General features: G+C 48.8%; 17 protein-coding genes and 2 tRNA genes. 7 read left to right on the top strand and 12 right to left on the bottom strand.

Annotation, left to right across the window (positions count from 1 at the left end; genetic code table 11):
- Positions 1 to 6 precede the first annotated feature (6 nt).
- The 4 genes from CEW91_RS01590 to orn form a co-directional block, all read right to left on the bottom strand.
- Positions 7 to 82, bottom strand: a tRNA-Gly gene (locus CEW91_RS01590).
- 38 nt (positions 83 to 120) lie between these two features.
- Positions 121 to 196, bottom strand: a tRNA-Gly gene (locus CEW91_RS01585).
- A gap of 99 nt (positions 197 to 295) precedes the next feature.
- Positions 296 to 1,825, bottom strand: coding sequence for a BCCT family transporter (locus tag CEW91_RS01580; RefSeq protein ID WP_088767381.1), 1,530 nt, complete (start codon positions 1,823 to 1,825; stop codon positions 296 to 298).
- A gap of 39 nt (positions 1,826 to 1,864) precedes the next feature.
- A complete protein-coding gene (gene orn, locus CEW91_RS01575; RefSeq protein WP_088767380.1) occupies positions 1,865 to 2,416 on the bottom strand; it encodes an oligoribonuclease in 552 nt (183 codons plus the stop codon).
- 69 nt (positions 2,417 to 2,485) lie between these two features.
- Here orn and rsgA point away from each other — a divergent pair, with 69 nt between their 5' ends.
- The 3 genes from rsgA to CEW91_RS01560 are packed head-to-tail and all read left to right on the top strand — an operon-like array spanning position 2,486 to position 5,147.
- A complete protein-coding gene (rsgA, locus tag CEW91_RS01570) occupies positions 2,486 to 3,529 on the top strand; it encodes a small ribosomal subunit biogenesis GTPase RsgA (protein ID WP_088767379.1) in 1,044 nt (347 codons plus the stop codon).
- Between the two features lie 44 nt (positions 3,530 to 3,573).
- A complete protein-coding gene (gene asd / locus CEW91_RS01565) occupies positions 3,574 to 4,422 on the top strand; it encodes an archaetidylserine decarboxylase (protein ID WP_088769327.1) in 849 nt (282 codons plus the stop codon).
- Positions 4,419 to 5,147 carry a glycerophosphodiester phosphodiesterase gene (locus CEW91_RS01560; RefSeq protein WP_088767378.1) on the top strand — a complete coding sequence of 243 codons (729 nt, stop codon included), beginning with the start codon at positions 4,419 to 4,421 and terminating at the stop codon, positions 5,145 to 5,147. Before asd ends, CEW91_RS01560 begins: the two co-directional genes overlap by 4 nt.
- Here CEW91_RS01560 and CEW91_RS01555 read toward each other — a convergent pair.
- The 4 genes from CEW91_RS01555 to nudC form a co-directional block, all read right to left on the bottom strand.
- Complete coding sequence (locus tag CEW91_RS01555; RefSeq protein ID WP_088767377.1) at positions 5,144 to 8,242, bottom strand: efflux RND transporter permease subunit; 3,099 nt, start codon at positions 8,240 to 8,242, stop codon at positions 5,144 to 5,146. The genes CEW91_RS01560 and CEW91_RS01555 overlap by 4 nt on opposite strands.
- Before the next feature lie 3 nt (positions 8,243 to 8,245).
- Positions 8,246 to 9,301, bottom strand: coding sequence for an efflux RND transporter periplasmic adaptor subunit (locus CEW91_RS01550; protein WP_088769326.1), 1,056 nt, complete (start codon positions 9,299 to 9,301; stop codon positions 8,246 to 8,248).
- A 143-nt stretch (positions 9,302 to 9,444) separates the two neighbouring features.
- The gene (gene hemE, locus CEW91_RS01545; RefSeq protein ID WP_088767376.1) at positions 9,445 to 10,515 is read right to left on the bottom strand and encodes a uroporphyrinogen decarboxylase; all 1,071 of its coding nucleotides are present in this window, start codon (positions 10,513 to 10,515) and stop codon (positions 9,445 to 9,447) included.
- Positions 10,516 to 10,601: 86 nt separating this feature from the next.
- Positions 10,602 to 11,399, bottom strand: a complete 798-nt coding sequence (nudC, locus tag CEW91_RS01540; RefSeq protein ID WP_088767375.1) for an NAD(+) diphosphatase — start codon at positions 11,397 to 11,399, stop codon at positions 10,602 to 10,604.
- A 102-nt stretch (positions 11,400 to 11,501) separates the two neighbouring features.
- On the opposite strand from nudC, the gene rsd reads away from it, so the two are divergent.
- Entirely contained in the window at positions 11,502 to 11,978 is a 477-nt protein-coding gene (gene rsd / locus CEW91_RS01535; protein WP_088767374.1) for a sigma D regulator, read from the top strand.
- 55 nt (positions 11,979 to 12,033) lie between these two features.
- On the opposite strand, the gene fkpA is transcribed toward rsd, so the two are convergent.
- Positions 12,034 to 12,789, bottom strand: a complete 756-nt coding sequence (fkpA, locus tag CEW91_RS01530; protein ID WP_088767373.1) for an FKBP-type peptidyl-prolyl cis-trans isomerase — start codon at positions 12,787 to 12,789, stop codon at positions 12,034 to 12,036.
- 94 nt (positions 12,790 to 12,883) lie between these two features.
- Between fkpA and CEW91_RS01525 the strand changes: the two genes are divergently transcribed.
- From CEW91_RS01525 to CEW91_RS01515, 3 genes are all read left to right on the top strand, one after another.
- Positions 12,884 to 13,876, top strand: a complete 993-nt coding sequence (locus CEW91_RS01525) for a WD40 repeat domain-containing protein (protein ID WP_088767372.1) — start codon at positions 12,884 to 12,886, stop codon at positions 13,874 to 13,876.
- On the top strand, positions 13,876 to 14,100 hold the full coding sequence (locus CEW91_RS01520) for a SlyX family protein (protein WP_088767371.1): 225 nt from the start codon (positions 13,876 to 13,878) through the stop codon (positions 14,098 to 14,100). The genes CEW91_RS01525 and CEW91_RS01520 overlap by 1 nt, the downstream gene beginning before the upstream one ends.
- Before the next feature lie 61 nt (positions 14,101 to 14,161).
- Positions 14,162 to 15,064, top strand: a complete 903-nt coding sequence (locus CEW91_RS01515) for a phosphoribulokinase (protein WP_088767370.1) — start codon at positions 14,162 to 14,164, stop codon at positions 15,062 to 15,064.
- Between the two features lie 2 nt (positions 15,065 to 15,066).
- Here the strand turns inward: CEW91_RS01515 and CEW91_RS01510 are convergent, their stop codons facing one another.
- The 3 genes from CEW91_RS01510 to astD all read right to left on the bottom strand — a co-directional run bounded on the left by CEW91_RS01510 (position 15,067) and on the right by astD (position 17,405).
- Complete coding sequence (locus CEW91_RS01510) at positions 15,067 to 15,471, bottom strand: OsmC family protein (RefSeq protein WP_198400894.1); 405 nt, start codon at positions 15,469 to 15,471, stop codon at positions 15,067 to 15,069.
- Between the two features lie 42 nt (positions 15,472 to 15,513).
- Positions 15,514 to 15,864, bottom strand: coding sequence for a DUF3802 family protein (locus CEW91_RS01505; protein WP_088767368.1), 351 nt, complete (start codon positions 15,862 to 15,864; stop codon positions 15,514 to 15,516).
- Between the two features lie 71 nt (positions 15,865 to 15,935).
- Positions 15,936 to 17,405: a succinylglutamate-semialdehyde dehydrogenase gene (gene astD / locus CEW91_RS01500; RefSeq protein WP_088767367.1), complete on the bottom strand. Its 1,470-nt coding sequence runs from the start codon at positions 17,403 to 17,405 to the stop codon at positions 15,936 to 15,938.
- Between the last annotated feature and the right edge of the window lie 8 nt (positions 17,406 to 17,413).

Raw genomic sequence — 17,413 nt, 5'->3', positions numbered from 1 at the left:
AAAACTTGGAGCGGGAAACGAGATTCGAACTCGCGACCCCAACCTTGGCAAGGTTGTGCTCTACCAGCTGAGCTATTCCCGCATATTGGTACTTTTGCAGTATTCTGGAAAGTCTGACGTTGGAGCGGGAAACGAGATTCGAACTCGCGACCCCAACCTTGGCAAGGTTGTGCTCTACCAGCTGAGCTATTCCCGCTTCGTCAGTGCGGCGTGTATTCTACCCATTACGCCGCGTTCGTCAATAATTTTTCAGAAAAACCTGCCTACTTGTCTAAGATTTCACCGAAAAACACCTTCAAGACTGCTCTTCGTACATAGCTTTTGCTGTTCTGGGTCCTGTCCATAGAGTTGGCAGAATTACCAACGAAACAGGCAGCGCCGTTATCACTATAAATTGCTGTAAAACACTAATTTGACCGGCGCCCATATAAAGCAAGACTGCAGCCATTGCCGCCATCGCGCCACCCCAGAATACACGAATCCAGGGTTGAGGTTCGTCATGCCCAGCTCCCACCATAGCAATTGAGTAACTCATCGAGTCCCCAGTGGTTGCGACAAATATCGTGGTTAATAGCAATATAGCAGCAGCCATTATCTTCCCACCCGGAAGCGCCTGCGCGACAGTCAACGTGGCGACATCGAACCGAAAGTTAGTTAGCGGCTCAGTTAAGTCAAAAACACCCTGCATTTGATAGAAAATACCGGATCCGCCTAGCAGCGTGAACCAAACTGTGGTGGCGATAGGTGCTATGACAGCAACCGCAACGACCATTTGTCGAATCGTCCTACCTTGAGAAATACGAGCTACAAATACCGCCATTAACGGCGTATAGCCAATAAACCAGGCGAAAAAGAACACCGTCCACCACTTCATCCACCAATCCGGTGCGGTATTCGTTGTCATAGTGGCCATTTCAAAAAATGAACCAATATACTGACCCATTCCCTGCAGGTAGCTATTGGCTAAAAACAGCGTAGGACCAAAAATCACTATGACCACAGCTATTGCTATCGCTAAAAACACATTCATGCGACTCAGAAACTGAATGCCTTTATGCAACCCAGTGAGCGCGGAAATCATATAAATGGCCGCCAGACACAACAGAATAATCAGCTGTAACGCGAAACCATCGGTTGCACCGAACAGCTCACTCAAACCGAAACTGACCTGTGTCGCCAGAAAGCCAATAGGGCCTACGGTTCCTGCAACTACGGCGATAACACAGCAGGCATCAATAATACTGCCGAAAACACCTTTTAGCGCCCTCTCGCCAAATACCGGGTAAAGAAGCGTGCGTGGTTGTAACGGCTTACCCTTAACATAGTGTGAATAGGACAAGACGATTGCAGACAGGGAACCTAAAACAGCCCAAGCTAAGAAGCCCCAATGCATGAAGCTTTGAGCTAACGCGGGGGCTATTGCTCCACTGCTTGCCGCCTCGGCAGAAGTCACTGGCGGTGTGACTAAAAAATGATAAACAGGCTCACCCGCCGCGAAAAAAACACCGCCGCCGGCAAGCAGCGTACAGAGAATCATGGATAGCCAACGAAAAGTGCTAATTTCAGGAGTGGATCTTGCCCCAATTCTGGCTTTTCCGTAACGACTGAGAGCCGTGCCAATGGCTATAAAAAACGTCAGTATCAGTAACACTTGGAAGAACGAGCCGAAGTATTTAGCCGTCCAGGCAAAGCCTTGTTCAATCGTTGTTGCGGTCAGTTCGATATTCCACAAAGACAGGCCCAGAAACAGGACAATAAATCCCATGGTCAATCCAAGCACGACAACATCGCCGACACTTTGTGTTTTTGACGCTTTATTTTCCATACATTCTCAGTTTTGTTGAGCGTTAAATAGTATTACCGCCTATAGCCGTAAAAAGTTTTCCCGGTAATGCTTCAGCTCATCGATAGACTCGCGAATATCTGCCAAGGCTTCGTGCGCCCCGGACTTTTTGAAGCTATCCGCTACGTCTGGCTGCCAGCGTTTTGCCAGTTCTTTTAACGTGCTCACATCGAGGTTTCGGTAATGGAAAAACGCTTCGAGATCCGGCATGTGACGCGCTAAAAAACGGCGGTCCTGACAAATACTGTTACCGCACATGGGCGATACACCGGCATCGATATGCTGCTGCAAAAACTCAATGGTTGCTGCCGCTGCTGTGCGCTCGTTATGCTGACTTTTCTGCACGCGTTCGACTAGGCCTGAGCCTGTGTGTGTTTTCACATTCCAGGCGTCCATGCGATCGAGGTATTTCTTAGGTTGATGAACCGCAATTACCGGACCTTCGGCTATTGTATTGAGTTCAGCATCCGTGACTATAGTCGCTACCTCAATAATATGGTGTTCTTCTGGCACCAAGCCGGTCATTTCTAAGTCTATCCAGATTAAGCGTTGTTTCTTATTGTCTTCAGCCATTACCCTGCTCTCTCAATGCAATTTGTTGTATGATAGCGTCATTTAAAGCTCGACAACAGGTTATCCCGATTGGCAAAACGCAAACGTCTCAATAAAGGTCAGCAACGCCGCGTGTCGGCGAACCAGAAAAAACGGCTAAAAAACAATGACGTCGAATGGAACGACGGCCAGCTTAACGCGCCTGAAACGGGCCGCGTCATTAGCCGTTTTGGGCAGCACGCTGACATTAGAGATGAGCAGGGCAACACCTATCGTTGTCATATTCGCCGTGTGGTCGACAGCTTAGTCTGTGGCGACATTGTTCAATGGGCGCGAGCAACGACTGAGCAGCAAGGCATGCAGGGTGTCGTTATTGCCGTACACGAGCGCCAAAGCCTGCTTTCACGTCCAGACTATTACGATGGCCTGAAGCCTGTGGCATCCAATATTGACCAAATTTTTGTCATATCCAGTGTATTGCCGAGCTTTTCGGCTCAAATTATTGATCGCTATTTAGTGGCGTGCGAAGACATAGGTATTGAGCCTATTATTGTGCTTAACAAAGCCGACTTACTCGACAATATCGATGACGAAGAAAAAGCACACATTGAGCAACGTTTAGCTGACTATCAGACGATTGGCTACACCGTGCTTAAGGTCAGCAGTACAACCGGCGAGGGGCTTGAAGCACTTACGCAGCGGCTTAAAGACCATGTCTCTATTGTTGTCGGGCAATCGGGTGTCGGGAAATCGTCATTAGTGAATCAATTACTGCCTGAAGTGAACGCCGAAACCAAACAAGTGTCAGATAATTCCGGGTTGGGTCAGCATACAACAACGGTGGCCACTTGGTATGATTTAAACGAAGGCGGCGCCTTAATCGATTCGCCCGGTATTCGCGAGTTTTCACTGTGGCACCTGGAGCCGGAGCGCGTTGCCTGGTGCTATGTCGATTTCCGTGACTATTTAGGTGGTTGTAAATTCCGGGACTGCAAGCATGCAGACGATCCGGGCTGCGCACTGCAGGACGCCGTTAGCAAGAATGAATTGCACGAGTGGCGCCTTTCTAATTATCATCGCATTATTGAGACAATGAAAACACAGAAACCCAGCAGGGTTATTCGAGGTAATTAACTGTGGCAAAGACTGATAAAGCCAAAATTTTCTTCCAGCATATTATGCCGAAACATCTTATTTCCCGTTTAATGGGAAAATTTGCAGCGGCGCGTGCCGGGTGGTTCACTCAAGCATTCATCCGCTGGTTTATCCGTCAATATAAAATTGATATGAGTGAGGCTATTGAAGAGTCGCCGCACGCCTATAAAACCTTTAATGACTTTTTTACGCGTCGTTTGAAACCGGAGCTGAGACCGTTAAAAGCGGATGAGGGCGAGTTGGCTCATCCGGTAGACGGTGCGATCAGTCAGGCTGGCGAGATAAAGGACGGGCGTATATTTCAGGCCAAAGGACATGACTATTCGTTAAAAGAGTTGCTCGGTGGCAGCGAGGAAGACGCTAAGCCCTTTATGAATGGCGATTTCGCAACCATTTATCTGGCCCCGAAAGACTATCACCGTATTCACATGCCTTGCGACGGTGTGCTTAAAAAGATGATTTACGTCCCCGGGGACTTATATTCAGTAAACCCATTAACAGCGGCCAATGTACCCAACTTATTTGCGCGTAATGAACGCGTTGTCGCTATTTTTGAGACAGAGGTGGGTCCTATGTCGTTAGTGCTGGTTGGCGCGACTATTGTTGCCAGTATTGGCACGGTTTGGTCCGGAACAGTCACGCCGCCGACCGGTGGCCGCATTCAAAGTTGGTCTTATCCGACATCAGGTCCAGCGTCTATCCACCTTAAGAAAGGCGAGGAAATGGGTCACTTTAAATTAGGTTCAACCGTGGTGCTGACCTTTGCTAAGGACGCGATAGAGTTTGACGATGAGCTGGAGCCTCTTTCCACAACTCGCATGGGTGAAGTGATGGCAAAAATTAAATCTGAAACTAAAGAGAGTGACGATTGATTTTATGGGCTCACCGGGGCGCAAGTTACGAAGCCCCGGAAAATACCTTAGCGGCCTTCACTCGCGCTATGGACTCCGGCGTACATGGCATTGAGCTCGATGTCTACGGCATTGACGGCGAGCGGTTTGTCTTTCACGACCGCTACCTTGAGCGCCTTACCGCAACGCCCGGCCGCTTAAAAGATTTATCTGCCGAGCAAATAAAGCAGTTAAAAATATTTGGTCAGCAGCCCATACCCACACTGCGCGATGCCCTCAAACACATTAATGGCCACTGTCATGTGAACATAGAGCTCAAAGGCGACATTCCAACTCGCGAATTGCTTAAAGATGTGGATTTTGCACTAGCCAATACAGACTTTTCGCAAGAGCAGCTTTTGTTTTCATCCTTTAACCATCATTGGCTGCAACGCCTTAAGAACCGTCGCCCCAATGCGCTTATTGGTGCGTTAAGTGCCAGCTGTCCGCTAACTTACTGCCAGTTTGCACAAGACCTTAATGCATACTCAGCCCACTTTGCCGTGGACTTTGTCACCAAAGAACTGGTCGAGGATGGGCACAAAAGAGGTTTGCAGGTCTACGTTTACACAGTCGACGAACAGCACGACATTGAAGAGCTTCACGAAATGGGTGTTGACGGCATTTTTACCAACCACCCAAGCTTTGCGCAAAACGTCATTGCCGGCTTAACAACCGCCGGCAATGATCCTATCTTGCACTATTAACTGTGATGGTCCGGATACTCTTCCTGCATGGATTCCAGCTTACGCGTAATGGCCATCGGTGAACTGGTTTTCTGAGCCAGTGCAATGTACAACGCAGGAATGACGAACAGGGTTAAGAACGCCGATACCGCCACGCCGGCAAAGATGACCGTACCAATGACCTGACGGCTTTCAGCGCCCGGACCTGAGCCAAGAATAAGCGGCATAGCACTCATGAGGGTCGTGAATGCAGTCATCACAATAGGACGCAAACGCTGACGCGAAGCCCGTAGCACCGCCTCTTTAAACTCGACACCGGAGTCACGCAGCTGGTTCGCAAACTCCACAATTAAAATGCCGTTTTTCGCGGCCAGACCTATCAGCATGACAATACCAATTTGGCTGTAAATGTTGATACTCATGCCCGTTAAGTAAAGGCCAATGAGGGCACCTACAACCGCCATTGGAACCGCTAGCATTATGACCAGCGGATGTATAAAGCTCTCAAACTGAGCGGCCAGTACCAAGAAGGTAATCACCAGCGCTAAGCCGAAGACAAAGACGATAGAGCTACCACTTTCTTTGTAAAGCTGCGATTCACCTTTGTAGTCAATGGACACGTCTTCCGGTAATTTCTCCTTAACCACACCTTCAAGATAGCTCAACGCTTCACCCAGCGAATACCCCTCAGCTAAGTTCGCCTCGATTGTCACACTGCGCATACGGTTATAGCGATTCAGCCTTGCTGACGTTGCCTGCTCAGTAATGGTGACCAAATTTGAAAGCGGAATAAGTTCATTACTTTCACGCGAGCGCACATAGATATTATCGATAGCACTGGGGCTTCGATAATCCGCTTTTTCCCCTTCAAGCATCACGTCATATTCTTCGCCTCTGTCGAGGTACGTTGTGACACGCCGCTGCCCCAATACTGACTGCAGTGTAATACCAATATCCTGAACTGACACACCCAAGTCCGCGGCACTAGCTTCGTCGACTTCAATCAACAGCTGCGGTAAGGTTTCTTTATAGTCACTGTCCAGGTTTTGCAGCCCAGGATTTTTCGATGCTTCTTCAATAACAATGTCACGAAAATCCGCCAGCCGTTCGTATGTATTCCCCTGCAACACGAACTGCACAGGGCGACCGCCGCCGCCACTAATGCCGCTGCGCATAAAGGCAAAGGCCTGCACGCCGACTACCGAGTTCAGCTGCTCTCGCATTTCTTCCATTAAGTCAAAACTTGACCAGTCGCGCTCATCGAATGGCACCGCGCCAACAATCGCGATACCGGCACTACCGCCCCACCCGGGCGCTCTTACAATTAAACGATCAATTTTACCCTCGTCGATATAAGGCAAAAGAATTTGCTCAATTTCATCCATATGGCGTGAGCTCGACTCGAAGCTGGCACCTTCGGCGCTATTGACGCGTATATAAAAGGTCCCTCGATCCTCTGGTGGCGCAAATTCCTGAGGAATAAAGCTGAACAACCCGTAGGCAACCACACCTGACATGACCACTAAAACAACCGCCATTAGCGGGCGCTTCACGCTTTTTTCAAGAATGTTGCCGTAGCCGTTTTCCAGCCAGTTAAAGGTCGCATCAAACGCCCGACCAAACTTACTGGTTCGCTCTTTTTTGCTGAGTACTTTCGAGCTCAACATCGGGGTTAGCGTCAGTGCTGCAATACTTGAAAAAGCGACCGCTGCAGCTATGGCTAGAGCAAACTCGGTAAAGAGCTTACCAATGTTCCCTTCCAGAAACGCCAAAGGTACAAACACGGAAATAAGCACTAATGTGGTTGCTATAACGGCAAAGCCAACTTCTCGCGCACCCCGATAAGCCGCCAACAAAGGTGGCTCGCCTTCTTCGATACGTCGGTAAATGTTCTCTAACACGACAATGGAGTCATCAACCACCAGACCAATGGCCAACACCAGCGCCAGCAAAGTCAATAAGTTAATGGAAAAGCCCAAGGCAAAAAGCACAATGTAGGAGGCAATTATGGCGACAGGTACCGTTAACGCAGGAACTATGGTCGCCCGTACATTCCCCAAGAACAGGTAAATCACAACAATAACCAGCGCCATCGCTACCGCTAATGTGTTGTAAACCTCATCCACTGAGCCCTGAATGAAAATAGAAGAGTCATAACTTGGCGCCAAGTACATGGTCTCGGGGAGCGTTTCCTGAATATTCTCCATTTCGCGGTGAACATTATTGACCACCTCAAGAGTGTTCCCCTTAGACTGTTTGATGATGCCAATACCGACCATATTGACGCCGTTGCCCCGGAAGTCAGTCTTGTCATCTTCGGCTCCTAGTTCCACTCGAGCCACTTCACCTAACCGGACAAGGTAACCATCGTCTCCCTGACGTATCACCAGGTTTCTAAAGTCTTCGGGTGTTAAATACGCTCGCGCCATGCGAACCGAAAACTCTCGGTCCGTCGATTCCACTTCCCCTGCAGGTAACTCGATATTTTCTTCCCGCAAGCGGCTGACAATATCCGTTACAGTGACGCGCCGCGCAGCCATCGCATCACGATCCAGCCAAACCCGCATAGCGTAACGGCGATCGCCGCCTATTACGACCCGAGCAACGCCATCAGCCACTGACAAGCGGTCAACAATGTAGCGCTCTGCATAGTCGGTCAGCTCTAATATGGACATGCTCTCGCTGCGCAGGTTGTACCAAACAACCGTACTTTCATCGCTTGAGGCTTTTGACACTTCAGGCGGGTCAGCTTCTTCCGGCAGGTTATCAAGCACCCTGGAAACACGTTCCCGAACGTCATTCGACGCGGCATCAATATCTCGGGTCAGGTTGAATTCAATACTGATACGCGAGCGGCCATTACTGCTGCTGGAGCTAATGTTTTTGATACCTTCAATACCGCTTATCCGGTCTTCGACCAGTTGAGTAACTTGCGTTTCTACGACTTCAGCCGAGGCTCCCGGGTAGTCGGTGTCAATCGAGACAATGGGTCGATCAATGTCCGGGTACTCACGCAGCGGCAGCATAGTGAAGGCGACAATGCCAAACACCAGTAATAATATGTTCAGAACGGTCGCGAATACCGGACGTTTTACAGAGAGATCAGACAACAACATAAGTTACTCTCCCTGAACGGATACTGGAATTCCGTCGCGAAGGCGAACAATACCTTCAATGATCACTTTCTCACCGGGCTTCAGCCCATCAGTTATCTCAACAATGCCAGGCTTTCTGCGACCAATGGTCACTTCCTTCTGACGGGCGCGGTTATCCGGCGTTAACACATACACATATTGGCGACTTTGTATTGGAACCAGCGCCTTTTCCGGAAGCAACATCGCTTCGTCAATGCTGCGCAATAACGTTATTTGTAGCAGCATCCCCGGACGCAGGCGCTCGTCGTCGTTGGTGATTTTGGCTCGAACACGTACGGCACGGGTCACCGGATCGATGCGTGAATCGATACTGGTTATGCGCCCGCTGAAAAGTTCTCCCGGGTAGGCGCGGCTACGGGCCATCACTTCCTGGCCAACCGCAATACTGGCAAAGAAACGCTCCGGTACACTGAAATCGATTTTTATCGGCTTAATGTCGTCTAAGGTTGTGAAAACATCCCCCGGGCTAACTAAAGAGCCGGGACTGACCTGCCGAATCCCCACTCGCCCGGAAAATGGTGCGTAAATTTTCATTTCTCGCAACGTCGCTTCAGCAACTTCCAAGTCAGCCTGTAAACCGTTGACTTTAACTTGTTGCTCATCAAGCTGTTGTTGTGAAGCCGCATTTCCACGGCGCAGCTCACCAATGCGGTCTAATTGGCGTTTTGCTTCATCTAAGCTAAATTTAATTTGCTGGACACGGGCGACTTCTTTGCGAGCGTTAAGCTCTGCTAAAAGCTGCCCTTCTTTTACCAAGTCACCACTATCAAAATAGATTTTTTCAACAACGTCCTGGGTCTGCGCTGTTATTTCGACGGTCTCATTGGCCATCGCCGTACCTAAAGCTTCGATTGTGTCACGAAACTCACTGATTTCCGCCTGCTGAACCTTTACCGGTACGGCCTGCTGCTCTCCTTGCTCTACAGTCTCTTTTGGTGGAAACCCAAACAAGTAAACAGCTGCCGCTATTAAAACGACAACCACTATAGTAATTGGGTTAATCCAGGTACGCTTTGCCATGTTGACCTCTAAACGCTTGTGTCCAACGGTTTTAAACATAGCCTATTGTACGGAAAACACCGCCATAAAGGCGGTGCGCTTAACGAGGATTATCGGTCTTTAATCGCAAATTCAATATTTTAATTGCGATCTTACCCGCTGGGCTACTTGTGGTATTGCGGACTGTACTTATGGATGGCGTCAATAAACGCTTTCGCATGCTCTGGGTTCACCTCTGGGTGAATGCCATGCCCCAAATTAAAGACATGACCCTCTCCATGACCAAAACTCTCCAGTATGCTCTGAACTTCCTGTTCAATGCGTTCCGGCGAAGCGTATAGAACACTTGGGTCCATATTTCCTTGTAACGCTACCTGACTGCCAACGCGAGCTCGTGCATCTGACAAGTCAGTTGTCCAATCAACACCAAGAGCGTCAGTACCGGTTGCAGCCATTGCTTCTAACCATTGGCCACCGTTTTTAGTGAATAGCGTCACCGGCACTTTACGCCCGTCAGCTTCACGGGTCAGTCCTTTTACGATCTTTTCCATGTAGGCCAGTGAGAACTGCTTGTAGTCCCTAGGCGATAAAACACCACCCCAGGTGTCAAATATCATGACTGACTGGGCACCAGCGGCTATTTGCGCGTTCAAGTATTGAGTCACCGAGTCGGCCAGTACATCGAGAAGCATGTGCATTGCTTCTGGCTCTGCAAACATCAGCTGCTTAACTTTCGAGAAGTTCTTAGTACTGCCGCCTTCGACCATATACGTTGCTAGCGTCCAGGGGCTGCCGGAAAAGCCTATCAATGGCACCTCACCCTGCAGCTCACGGCGAATCATCCGAACCGCATCGGTCACATAGCCAAGCTCGTCTTCCATATCAGGCACCGACAAGTTCTTAATCGCCGCCATGTCTCTTACCGGGTTCTTAAATTTAGGCCCTTCGCCGGCTTCAAAGTACAAACCAAGACCCATAGCATCCGGAATGGTTAATATGTCACTGAATAAGATAGCAGCATCAAGATCAAAGCGGCGCAACGGCTGTAGCGTTACTTCACAGGCCAGCTCTGTATTGCGGCATAACGACATAAAGTCGCCGGCTTCGGCCCGGACCTCTTTGTACTCTGGTAAATAGCGCCCCGCCTGACGCATCATCCACACCGGCGTACGGTCAACGGGTTGCTTCAATAAGGCACGAAGGTAACGATCATTCTTTAGCGCTGGCGCCGTCATAACTCATCCATTTTCAACAAAATACTGCGGCGCATTTTAACAGTGAGCGCGCCCGCACTCCATGAAAACTTATAGCTACTGACTTTCTACCTCTTTAGGGCTATATCAATAAGCGTACGGGCGATTGTGCCATGCGGTGGTATTTGCGGTAAGTCATCTACTGGAAACCAGTCACCGGTAACCAATTCATGCGGGTCAATGTGCAAGTCTCCTGACTCCCATTCAGCGGTGAAGCCCATCATTAAAGAGTGCGGAAAGGACCAGGGCTGACTCATATGGTACCGAATGTTTTTAACACGGATTCCCGCCTCTTCGTAAACCTCACGCTCAAGCGCCTGTTCTAAATTTTCACCCGCTTCAACAAAGCCCGCTAAAATGGAATAGAGCCCGGCTTTATGCCTTTTGCCCTGGGCAAGAAGTAATTCATCACCTTTAGTGATTGCCACAATAATGCAAGGCGAAACGCGCGGGTAACAACGATGATGGCATTGATGACAATGCATCGCCAACTCCCATTCAACACTTTGCATCCTTGTGCCACAGCGACCACAAAACCGATGGGTATTAAGGAAGTCGCTGAATTGACGGGCGCGCCCTGCCATCGCAAACATTTCCATGTCCTCAGGGCTTAACAGTTGTCGTAACGGCGCAAAGTCACCGCCATTGAACTGCTCATCCATGTAATCTGCCATGACCAGGTAGCAAGTTCTCTCACGGATTTCGCCAATTTCAATGACCTGATATTGCGTTAAGTCCGGAAACGCGAGTTCATTAAGCGGTCCAAAAGGAACTTCACCATCATGCGTCAGAAAAACATGATCAGCGCTGACGACAAACCACCAGGCGGGTTCATCAGTGGCGGGAGTTGCGTATAAAGTGGCCATATTTCCGTTCTTTCTTCTGTAGGACGATTTTTGCGTAAAACCTATTGAGTTCTAACGACTGAGAATTTACATTGATGACTGATATCAATAACGGAGAGTATCATGTTAAGCCGTAATGAACAGGCAAAAAAGCGCTGGGGTGGCGCTCACAAAACGATTGATCACTGGCTGGAAGAACGTCAGGACTTACTGATCAATTATTTCAAGCTTGCCGCCCTGCCCCCCTATGAAAACAGCCATAAAGGTTTGCCAGACGTCGTTGATATCCGAAATTTCTGCGGCCAATTGGTTGATTATGTGTCCAGTGGTCACTTTGAAATTTATGATCAGATTGTGCGCGAAGCGAGCAGCCAGGGTCACTCCGTTGATGACTTAGCGGATGACTTATTCCCGCTCATTTCAGATACGACCGATATAGCGCTGGATTTTAATGATAAATACGGTGATATCGAATCAACAAATAACTGCGATAAATTTGATCGCGATTTATCGGCTTTAGGTGAAGCCATTGAGCTGCGAATGGAGTTTGAAGATCAGCTATTGAACCACTTGGAAGAACACCAGCTGATATCAGCATAGATGCAAAACATTCGTAGCCTGACGCTATTGCGTCAGGCTACGTCTGGTTCAGATATTACTGTTCTGTGTCGCCTGCAGGTGACTCTTCCGTATTTTTTACGTCAAGTAACTCAACCGTGAAAATTAATGTCGAGTTCGGTGGGATTTGACCACCACCCACTTCGCGCTCACCGTAAGCAAGCTCAGCCGGAATAACGAAACGATATTTTGCGCCTTCTTTCATCAACTGAAGGCCTTCGGTCCAGCCTTGAATGACACGGTTTAACGGGAATGACGTTGGTTCTCCGCGCTCGTAAGAGCTATCAAACACTTCACCGTTAATTAGCGTGCCTTCATAATGAACTTCCACCATGTCCGTTTCAGAAGGACTGTCACCTTCACCTTCCTCAAGAACTTCGTACTGAAGACCTGACTCAGTTACTTGAACGCCTTCTTTTTTCTTGTTCTCTTCAAGGTACGCTTTACCTTCTTCTGCAGACTTTTGCCCTAAAACATTTTGACGCTGTTCCATCACTTCCTGACGCATTGCCGTCAGAATTTCTTCCGCTTCTTCGTCGCTCAATTGAGGGTCGCCTTTAATTGCGTCGACAAAACCGGCGATGATGACATCACGTTCAAGAATAAAGTCAGCTTCTTCCTGACGTTCTAAGTTACGAGCTATAAAGCCACCAACCGATGAGCCCAATGCGTACGCTTGTTTGTCTTTTTCTGTCTGCAACTGAGTGTCGTTTGCCGGAAACTTCTCTTGTGAACAAGCGGCTAACGCCAAAGCGACCGCTGATACTGCCAACGGCTTCATCAGATGTTTCATTGTTTTCTCCAATTATCGTCTTGCATCCTTTCGGACTATGTCATAATAGTGTTAGTGAACAGAACCATACTACACAACCACAGGGGAGTTGCCTATGCCTTTTATAAAGCTTAGCGCTATACTGCTATTAACTTTAGCGGCAAGTGCCTGTCAGCCTTCCCCTGACAAAATTCATAAAAAAGTTCATGCTGAAAACGGCACCTACGCGGCCGATATCTCCGATGATGCATCATACAGCTTGGTATCCACAGACGAAACCGGGCTCCTGTTGTGGCCTCGCTATGCCAACAACGCTAAGTATCAGTGGGAACACGAAGAAGGCGAAGTCTCACAAATTATTGATGTCGATATCGCTGCCGACAACAGTGTCGCCGTTGCGGCATCACGTTACGAATTTTCTATGTGGGACATAGAAACCGGCAAAAACCTAGGCTTTTGGAGCATAGGTAATGGTCGAATCCAAAACATCGTTGTCAGCAAGTCCGGTGGCACGGTGGTTTTAGGTAAGCGCGATGGCACGCAAGTAGCATTTAACCCACAGTCGGGACGACGTATTGAGTTTTATGGCCATACCGAAGCCGTCAACGCTCTGGATATTTCACCTAATGGCTTCTATGTACTCAGTGCTTCTAACGACTACACGGCTATTTTATGGGACACCCGCAGCGGCCAAATAGTACACCGCTGGGAGTACGAAGGTCGCATGACACAAGTCGCCTTACACCCTGACGGAAAATACGCCTTTGCGGCTGACTCCACCGACAACGCGGTTATAAGAGCATTACCAGGCGGACAGGAGGTCAGTCGCCTTAAGTTTCCTGACCGCCAACGTATTTTCAGTGCAGCTCGATTCAGCCCGTCGGGTGACTACTTAATTACCGGCGCCCCGTCACGCCGAATTGCTTTATGGGATACAGCCACGGGCAAACTTTTAAGCGATTGGCGAGTCGCCTTACGGGACGGCGGACGCCCGAGTAATGCGGCCGTTCTAGCGGTGGTATTCGACGAAGAGGAAAATACCGTCGTTAGCGAGAGCTCGGCAGGGCTGGTTGAATGGTGGGAAATTGACGTAACAGGTAGTAAATAATGGATTTAAAGAAAGTTGAAGAACAAATGGCTAATCTTGAAACGCAATTAACGTTTCAGGAGGACACCATTGAATCACTGAATCAATTAGTCACTGAGCAGACCCATCAAATGACCGAGATGCAACGTCAAATTCGTTGGCTTGGTAAGCGTCTGAAGCAGATGCAGGAACAAAATAGCACGGATTCCGACCCCGCCAACGAACCGCCACCACCACATTACTAATATTGATCTTGCGGGCTAAGCAACGTATAACAACTGTTCTGTTTTAGTTTGCGGGAATGTTATGTCATCAAAACATCCAATTATAGCGGTTACTGGGTCTTCGGGTGCCGGTACGACAACGACTGGTCAAGCCGTTCGGCATATCTTCCGTTCGCTAGACGTGAGCGCGGCTTTTGTCGAAGGTGACAGTTTCCACCGCTATTCCCGCCCGGAAATGGACTTAGCTATTCGCAAAGCGCAGGAACAAGGTCGCCATATTAGCTATTTTGGCTCTGAAGCGAATGACTTCGACCGCTTAGAGTCGCTTTTCCGCTCGTACTCGCAAACCGGCCAGGGTAAAATCCGCCGTTACTTACACAGTTTTGATGATGCTGTGCCTTATAATCAAATGCCCGGCACCTTTACACCTTGGGAGGAGCTGCCGGAAAACACCGATGCGCTTTTCTACGAAGGTTTACACGGTGGTGTTTGCGGCGACAGTTATGATGTGGCGCAATATGTCGACTTGCTCATTGGCATGGTGCCCATTGTTAACTTGGAGTGGATTCAGAAGTTAATTCGTGACACCTCAGAGCGCGGCCACTCCCGGGAAGCAGTGACCACAAGCATTGTTCGCAGTATGGAAGACTACATTCACCATATTGTGCCGCAGTTCTCACGTACCCATATTAACTTCCAGCGCGTGCCTACTGTCGATACATCTAACCCATTTAGTGCGAAGGACATACCGTCACTGGACGAAAGCTTCGTGGTCATTCGTTTCCGCGGAATTAAAAACGTCGACTTTCCGTTTTACTTACAAATGATAGAGGGGTCATTTATGTCCCGGACCAATACGTTAGTCGTTCCGGGTGGGAAAATGGCGTTGGCAATGGAGCTGATTTTAACACCATTGATTGAACAAATAATGGATAGAAAAAACCAAGTTCGCCGACAGGTCGACTGGATTTCCAGCCAACAGTAACTCTACGCTTCTTCGATACGATAACTATGAGTGATGTTGACTGAGGCTTCCAGCATTTTAGCCACCGAGCAGTACTTGTCGGCTGACAATTTGACTGCACGATCAACATGACTTTCGCTGACGTTTTTGCCAACCACCACAAACTCGATATGAATGTCTGTAAACACTTTGGGGGTTGAGTCAGCGCGCTTACCAGAAAGCTCACAGTAGCATTCGCTAAAGTCCTGACGGGCTTTTTGTAGGATACTGACAACATCAACAGAGGCGCAGCTGCCAGCGGACATTAGCACCATTTCCATTGGGCTTGGTGCTTTGCCAGGCGAATCTCCGTCCATTATGACCTGGTGACCGCTGCCGGAAGTCGCCACAAACGTCATATCCTCATGCCAGCTCACTTTTGCGTTCATCGTGTTATCAGCCATTATTGTTCCTTGTCGTATTAAAAAGGTTTATACGCGGTATTCTCGCAGGTGTTCGTCAAACAAGTTTTTGACCAGCCCAACAAATTCATCAATGAAGGCTTCCTGCTCTGAGGTAGGGTGAGTATCCAGCACTTTGGAGAGAACTTCTTCTAGGTCATAAACGATAGCGTCGGTTTCACGGACTATGTCGAGCCGTTGTTCCTGACTCAATTCGTTTTGCTCAAAAACCGCCATCATGCTCATGGAAAGCTTTTCTTCCATTAAGTCCCGCAGCGTGTAGTCTGCGGTTTTTTCCTGAGCGCTTTGGTCAGAAAATAACGGTAACTGCCCCGTTAAGTACTGAATCAGCTCAATGTATCCGTCGTTTTCTACTATCATCTGACTCTCTTTATGTATGCGGTTGGACAACCATTCAAATTGCCCAACCGCTAAAGTAGCACAGATTGTGACTAGAATTTAAGTCCCGGCGCTAATGACTCAGGTAACGTCATCGAGTCAGCCTCAACAGAGGCAACCGGGTATGCACAGTAGTCAGCCGCGTAGTAAGCGCTTGCTCTGTGGTTGCCACTCGCACCAATGCCGCCAAATGGTGCAGCGCTACTCGCACCTGTAATTGGCTTATTCCAGTTCACAATGCCTGCCCGAATGTGCTTAAAGAAGTAGCGATAGGTCTGCTCGTCGTCACACAAAATGCCTGCCGACAAACCATAACGCGTGTTATTCGCTTCTTTAATCGCGCCATCAAGCTCTTTATAGCGATACACTTTTAGCAGTGGGCCAAAGTGCTCTTCGTCTTCAAGGCCTTCAACGCCGGTTACATCAACAATACCCGGTGTCACAAACCCTTTTTTAGGGTCTTCCTGTTTCATACGAACCAGCGACTTCGCACCTTTATGCAAAAGCTCATTCTGTGCATCGACCATTTCGCCGGCAGCTTTAGCAGAAATCATGGCACCCATGAAAGGCTGCGGATCTGCCTCGTAGTCATCAACCAGAATGTTTTCTGTGACTTCCACCAAGCGTTCCAGCACTGCACGACCTTGCTCTGAATCTTCAATAAACAGGCGGCGCGCACAAGTACAACGCTGACCTGAGGTGATAAAAGCAGACTGCACAATATTGTGAACCGCAGCGTCAATATCAGACACATTTTTCACCAGTAACGGGTTATTCCCCCCCATTTCCAGCGCTAAGATCTTGTCCGGGCGTCCACCAAACTGCTTGTGCAGCAAGTGCCCAGTATTCGACGAGCCGGTAAAGTACAAGCCGTCAATTTGTGGATGCGCAGACAGCGCTTTACCAGTCTCAACTTCGCCTTGTACCAAGTTGATTACGCCAGCAGGTATGCCCGCTTTTTCCCAAAGCTTAACCGTTTCCTGAGCCACCATTGGGGTCAACTCGCTCGGTTTAAAGACAATGGTGTTTCCGGCGATTAACGCTGGCACAATGTGACCATTTGGCAGATGCCCGGGGAAGTTATAAGGCCCATAAACAGCAACGACACCGTGAGGCTTGTGACGAATAAAAGCTTTCGCGCCGGGCATTTCATTTTCAACTGTGCCAGTGCGCTCATGGTAAGCCTTTTCTGAAATCGCTACTTTGCCGATCATTGCACCAACTTCCGTGCGAGTTTCCCAAACGGGTTTGCCCGTTTCTTTCGCCATGGTGCGCGCCAAGTGCTCTTTGTTTTCTTCCAGTAACTCCGAGAATTTTTTACAAATTGCCAAGCGCTCGTCGACAGACTTGTCAGCCCACTCAGGGAAAGCCTCACGAGCGGCCATTACCGCCTTTTCAACTTGGTTGGCACTGGCTGATTCACCAGACCAAATAACTTCATTACGAGCTGGATCGACCGAGTCGAACTTCTGACCTTCGCCTGCTTCCCAAGCTCCGTTAATAAATTGAATACTGTTCGTCATAAATTTAG

The sequence above is a fragment of the Idiomarina piscisalsi genome, assembly GCF_002211765.1.
GTDB classification, from domain to species: Bacteria; Pseudomonadota; Gammaproteobacteria; order Enterobacterales; family Alteromonadaceae; genus Idiomarina; species Idiomarina piscisalsi_A.
This window is presented reverse-complemented; position numbering and strand designations above follow the sequence as displayed.

Coding starts and splice junctions, on each gene's coding strand:
- CEW91_RS01580 (WP_088767381.1), bottom strand. CDS start 1,825: ATGGAAAATAAAGCGTCAAAAACACAAAGTGTCGGCGATGTTGTCGTG.
- orn (WP_088767380.1), bottom strand. CDS start 2,416: ATGGCTGAAGACAATAAGAAACAACGCTTAATCTGGATAGACTTAGAA.
- asd (WP_088769327.1), top strand. CDS start 3,574: ATGCCGAAACATCTTATTTCCCGTTTAATGGGAAAATTTGCAGCGGCG.
- CEW91_RS01555 (WP_088767377.1), bottom strand. CDS start 8,242: ATGTTGTTGTCTGATCTCTCTGTAAAACGTCCGGTATTCGCGACCGTT.
- CEW91_RS01550 (WP_088769326.1), bottom strand. CDS start 9,301: ATGGCAAAGCGTACCTGGATTAACCCAATTACTATAGTGGTTGTCGTT.
- hemE (WP_088767376.1), bottom strand. CDS start 10,515: ATGACGGCGCCAGCGCTAAAGAATGATCGTTACCTTCGTGCCTTATTG.
- nudC (WP_088767375.1), bottom strand. CDS start 11,399: ATGGCCACTTTATACGCAACTCCCGCCACTGATGAACCCGCCTGGTGG.
- rsd (WP_088767374.1), top strand. CDS start 11,502: ATGTTAAGCCGTAATGAACAGGCAAAAAAGCGCTGGGGTGGCGCTCAC.
- fkpA (WP_088767373.1), bottom strand. CDS start 12,789: ATGAAACATCTGATGAAGCCGTTGGCAGTATCAGCGGTCGCTTTGGCG.
- CEW91_RS01525 (WP_088767372.1), top strand. CDS start 12,884: ATGCCTTTTATAAAGCTTAGCGCTATACTGCTATTAACTTTAGCGGCA.
- CEW91_RS01520 (WP_088767371.1), top strand. CDS start 13,876: ATGGATTTAAAGAAAGTTGAAGAACAAATGGCTAATCTTGAAACGCAA.
- CEW91_RS01515 (WP_088767370.1), top strand. CDS start 14,162: ATGTCATCAAAACATCCAATTATAGCGGTTACTGGGTCTTCGGGTGCC.
- CEW91_RS01510 (WP_198400894.1), bottom strand. CDS start 15,471: ATGAACGCAAAAGTGAGCTGGCATGAGGATATGACGTTTGTGGCGACT.
- CEW91_RS01505 (WP_088767368.1), bottom strand. CDS start 15,864: ATGATAGTAGAAAACGACGGATACATTGAGCTGATTCAGTACTTAACG.
- astD (WP_088767367.1), bottom strand. CDS start 17,405: ATGACGAACAGTATTCAATTTATTAACGGAGCTTGGGAAGCAGGCGAA.